4 protein-coding genes are annotated in these 4,576 nt (G+C 70.5%); 3 read left to right on the top strand and 1 reads right to left on the bottom strand.

Annotated elements, in window-relative coordinates; genetic code table 11:
• Nucleotides 1-1,099, top strand: a 1,099-nt coding sequence (locus ACTIFU_RS22490) for a trypsin-like peptidase domain-containing protein (protein ID WP_439580557.1), incomplete at its 5' end; no start/stop codon positions are given.
• On the opposite strand, the gene serB is transcribed toward ACTIFU_RS22490, so the two are convergent.
• Nucleotides 1,069-2,055 carry a phosphoserine phosphatase SerB gene (gene serB / locus ACTIFU_RS22495; RefSeq protein ID WP_439580558.1) on the bottom strand — a complete coding sequence of 329 codons (987 nt, stop codon included), beginning with the start codon at nucleotides 2,053-2,055 and terminating at the stop codon, nucleotides 1,069-1,071. The two genes, ACTIFU_RS22490 and serB, sit on opposite strands and share 31 nt — an antisense overlap.
• Before the next feature lie 23 nt (nucleotides 2,056-2,078).
• Here serB and miaA point away from each other — a divergent pair, with 23 nt between their 5' ends.
• Both miaA and ilvB read left to right on the top strand, forming a co-directional pair.
• Complete coding sequence (gene miaA, locus ACTIFU_RS22500; protein ID WP_439580559.1) at nucleotides 2,079-3,086, top strand: tRNA (adenosine(37)-N6)-dimethylallyltransferase MiaA; 1,008 nt, start codon at nucleotides 2,079-2,081, stop codon at nucleotides 3,084-3,086.
• A gap of 50 nt (nucleotides 3,087-3,136) precedes the next feature.
• Nucleotides 3,137-4,576, top strand: a 1,440-nt coding sequence (gene ilvB, locus ACTIFU_RS22505; protein ID WP_439580560.1) for a biosynthetic-type acetolactate synthase large subunit, incomplete at its 3' end; no start/stop codon positions are given.

The following is a 4,576-nucleotide window of genomic DNA, read 5'->3' on the forward strand; positions in this document are numbered from 1 at the left end:
CAGCGCGATCCTGACCGACAATACCACGCTGCGGGCCGAGCTGGTCGGGCGCGACCAGCGGACCGATCTCGCGCTGCTGCGGGTGAAGTCCGACAAGCCGCTCACGCCCGTGACCTTCGGCAACAGCGACACGACGCGGATCGGCGACTGGGTGCTGGCGATCGGCAACCCGTTCGGCCTCGGCGGGTCGGTCACCGCGGGCATCGTCTCGGCGCGCGGACGTGACATCCGCATCGGGCCGTATGATGACTTCATCCAGACCGATGCGGCGATCAATCGCGGCAACTCGGGCGGACCGCTGTTCAACATGGCCGGCGAGGTGGTGGGCATCAACACCGCGATCTTCTCGCCGACCGGCGGGTCGATCGGCATCGGCTTCGCGATACCGTCCAATCTCGCGACCAACGTGATCGCGCAGCTGCGCGACTACGGCCGGGCGCGGCGCGGCTGGCTCGGGGTGCGGATCCAGCAGGTGACGGACGAGATCGCCGAGAGCGTGGGCCTGACCGGCGGGGCGCGCGGGGCGCTGGTCGCCGGCGTGAACGACGGCGGGCCGGCCGACAGGGCGAAGCTTCAGAACGGCGACATCGTGCTGGAGTTCAACAACACCGAGATCCGCGAGATGCGGTTCCTGCCGCGCGTGGTGGCCGAGACCCGGATCGGCGCCGAGGTCCCGGTGGTAATCTGGCGCAACGGCCAGCGGGTCACGCTGAACGTGACGGTCGGCGAGCTGCCGGAGGACGTCGAGCAGGCCGCCGCCACGCCCGGTCCGCAGGACCGGAGCGGCCAGCCGGCCGAGCTGGCCGGCACCGGGCTGAAGCTGTCGGCGATCACGCCCGAGCTGCGCGAGCGGTTCAGCATCGGTGCGGACGTCAAGGGCGTCGTGGTGGTCGAGGTCGAGGCGAACAGTCCGGCGGCCGAGCGCGGCATCCGTGCCGGCGATGTGATCGTCGAGGTGCAGCAGGAGGCGGTGTCGACGCCGGCGGAGGTGCAGCAGCGGGTGGCGCGCGCGCGCCAGTCGGGCCGGCAGAACGTGCTGATGCTGATCGATGGCCAGCAAGGGCTGCGCTACGTGCCGCTTCCCGCCGGTCGGGGCTGACCTGCGTCGCGACCCCGGGACCCCATGGCGGTGTGCCGCGGTTGGGTCCCGGCTCGGTCTCGCCCGACCCTGTCGTCATCTGTGTATCCCTGGAGCCAGAGCAGGGCGGTGAGGTCGGCGTGGTCGATCTTCACACGCGCGGCCGCCGCGACGCTGGGCTTGGCCCGGAATGCGACCCCAAGCCCCGCCGCCTGGAGCATCGGCAGGTCGTTCGCGCCGTCGCCGACGGCGAGCGTCGCGGCGAGCGGCAGTGCGTGCGCATCGGCTAGGCGGCGCAGGGTCGCGAGCTTGGCGTCCTTGTCGAGGATCGGCTCAGCCACCCGGCCGGCGAGTCTGCCGCCCTCGACGATCAGATCGTTCGCCTGGTCGAGATCGAAGCCGACGCGGTCGCGCACGCGCGACGTGAAGAAGCGGAACCCGCCTGACACGAGGGCGCAGACGGCGCCGTGCGCGCGCATGGTGGCGACCAGGGTCTCGGCGCCGGGGGTGAGCGCGATCCGCTCGTAGGTGCGTTCGAGCGCGTCCGCCGACAGCCCTCCCAGCATGGCGACGCGCTCGCGCAGCGCCGCGGCAAAGTCGAGCTCGCCATTCATCGCCCGCGCGGTGATCGCGGCGATGCGCCCCTTCAGGCCCGCGAAGTCGGCGAGTTCGTCGAGGGTCTCGCCGGTGACGATGGTGCTGTCCATGTCGGCGACGAGCAGCCGCTTGCGCCGCCCCTCGGCCGGTTGCGCGGCGAGATCGACCGGCGCGGCGCCGAGCACCGCACGGACGGCCGCCTCTGCCCGATCGGGGGCGACCTCGGCAAACGGCACGTCGGCCGCTTCGCCGTCCTTCAGCCAGCGTGGCGACCCGACCGAGCCGTGCAGGGCCTTGAGCGCGTCGCGTGCGGCGTGAAGATGCGCCTCGTCCAGCGCCGGCCCGGTGGCGGGCGCGATCAGCGTGAGAACATGGTCCATGCGGCGACCTTGGAGGGGCAGCGATGGCGGGGCAAGCGGCGGCGGATGACGAGCTGCCCCGCGCGGTGATCGTCGCGGGGCCGACAGCGAGCGGCAAGTCGGCGCTGGCGCTGGCGCTCGCCGAGCGGGTCGGCGGGGTGGTGATCAATGCGGACTCGATGCAGGTGTATCGCGAGCTCCGCATCCTGACCGCGCGGCCGACGTCGGCGGAGGAGGCGCGCGTGCCGCATCTGCTCTACGGCGTGCGGAGCGCGGCGGAGCCGGCCGATGCGGCCTGGTTCCGCGGGGCAGCGCTCGCGGCGATGGCGGAGGTACAGGCTGGCGGCCGTGTGCCGATCCTGTGCGGCGGGACGGGGATGTGGCTGGATGCGCTGGTTCGTGGGATCGCAGATATTCCGGCAGTCCCGGAGCGGGTGCGTGCGGCGGCGCGGGCGCTCGCGGCAGAGATCGGTACGCCCGCCCTGCATGGGCGCCTCCACGGTTGCGACCCCGAGACGGCGGCCCGGCTCAGCCCCGGGGACACGCAACGCGTGATCCGCGCCTGGGAGGTGCTGGAGGCGACGGGGGAGGGGCTCGCGGCCTGGTGGCGGCGGCCGGCCGCGGCGCCGGCGCCCTGGACCGTCGTGCATGTCCGGCTCGATCCGCCGCGGGACCTTGTGCGGGGCGCGATTGATGCGCGGTTCCGTGCCATGATGGCGGCGGGTGCGCTGGAGGAGGTCCGTGCGCTCGCCGCTATGGGGCTCGATCCGGCGCTGCCCGCGATGCGTGCCCATGGGGTTCCGCCGCTGCTCGCAGCGATCCGGGGCGAGATCACCCTCAGCGCGGCGATCTCACGCGGCCAGGCCATGGTGCGCCAATACGCCAAGCGGCAGGCGACCTGGTTGCGCCACCACGCGCTGGCACCGTCGGAGCGAACGTTTGCGATCGATGCGTGGTTGGGGCCGAATGCGCAATTTTCAGAAAAGCGCATGGCAGACCTGTTTGCGTTTATTGACGATTTCCTGTTGACGCGCCGCACCATGGCAGGATAACGGCCGCGTTCCCGCCCTCTGGGGCGAATGAGCCGAGGGGTATGCTCGCCATGCCGGCCACCGAGATGCTGAGTGGAGCCGAGATCGTCCTCCGCGCCTTGAAGGATCAGGGGGTCGATACCGTGTTCGGCTATCCCGGTGGCGCTGTCCTGCCGATCTACGACGCGCTGTTCCAGCAGAATGCTGTCCGCCACATCCTCGTCCGCCACGAGCAGGGCGCAGTGCACGCGGCCGAGGGCTATGCGCGCTCGACCGGCAAGGTCGGCGTGGTGCTGGTGACGTCCGGCCCCGGGGCGACCAACGCCGTCACGGGTCTGGTGGACGCGCTGATGGACTCTGTCCCGGTGGTGTGCCTGACCGGGCAGGTGCCGACGCATCTGATCGGCAACGACGCGTTCCAGGAGGCAGACACAACCGGCATCACCCGTCCGGCGACCAAGCACAACTACCTGGTGAAGAACGTCGATGACGTCGGCCGGGTGATCCACGAGGCGTTCTATGTCGCGCGGTCCGGCCGCCCCGGCCCGGTGGTGGTCGACCTGCCGAAGGACATCCTGATCAACAAGGGTGTGTATGGCGGCGTACCCACGGGGACGCACAGATCCTACCGCCCGGTGCTGGACCCTGATCCCGCGTCGATCGCCACGGCGATCCGCATGCTGAAATCCGCCAAGCGGCCGATCGTTTACGCGGGTGGCGGGGTGATCAACGCCGGGCCCGAGGCGTCGCGCCTGCTCGCCGAGTTGGTCCACCTGACGGGCTTCCCCTGCACCAACACGCTGATGGGTCTCGGCGCCTTCCCGGCCTCCGACCGGCAGTTCCTCGGCATGCTGGGCATGCACGGCACCTACGAGGCGAACCTCGCCATGCATGGCTGCGACGTCATGCTGAACATCGGCGCGCGGTTCGACGATCGCGTCACCGGGCGGATCCGCGACTTCTCCCCCGGCAGCCTGAAGATCCATGCCGATATCGATCCGTCCTCGGTGAACAAGAACGTCCGCGTGGACTGCGCGATCATCGGCGATGCCGGACGGATCCTTACCGCCCTGATCGCGGCCTGGAAGGCGGACGCGACGAAACCCGATACGGGTGCACTGGCGCAATGGTGGAAGCAGATCGAGCAGTGGCGCGCGCGCGACTGCCTGCGCTTCCGCCAGGACATGGAACCTTCGTCGATCATCAAGCCGCAGCACGCGATCAGGCGGCTCTACGAACTGGCGCAGCAGACCGGCAAGGACACCTTCATCACCACCGAGGTCGGCCAGCACCAGATGTGGGCGGCGCAGTTCTGGAAGTTCGAGAGGCCCAACCGCTGGATGACCTCGGGCGGTCTCGGCACCATGGGCTACGGCCTGCCGGCGGCGATGGGCGTGCAGATCGCGCACCCCGACGCACTGGTGATCGACATCGCCGGAGAGGCCTCGATCCTGATGAACATCCAGGAGATGGGCACGCTGGCGCAGTACCGCCTGCCGGTGAAGGTGTTC

This window comes from Elioraea sp. (genome assembly GCF_051860475.1).
GTDB lineage: Bacteria > Pseudomonadota > Alphaproteobacteria > Acetobacterales > Acetobacteraceae > Elioraea.

Excerpts from the sequence above, each read along its gene's own strand:
- serB (WP_439580558.1), bottom strand. The coding sequence starts at position 2,055 with ATGGACCATGTTCTCACGCTGATCGCGCCCGCCACCGGGCCGGCGCTG.
- miaA (WP_439580559.1), top strand. The coding sequence starts at position 2,079 with ATGGCGGGGCAAGCGGCGGCGGATGACGAGCTGCCCCGCGCGGTGATC.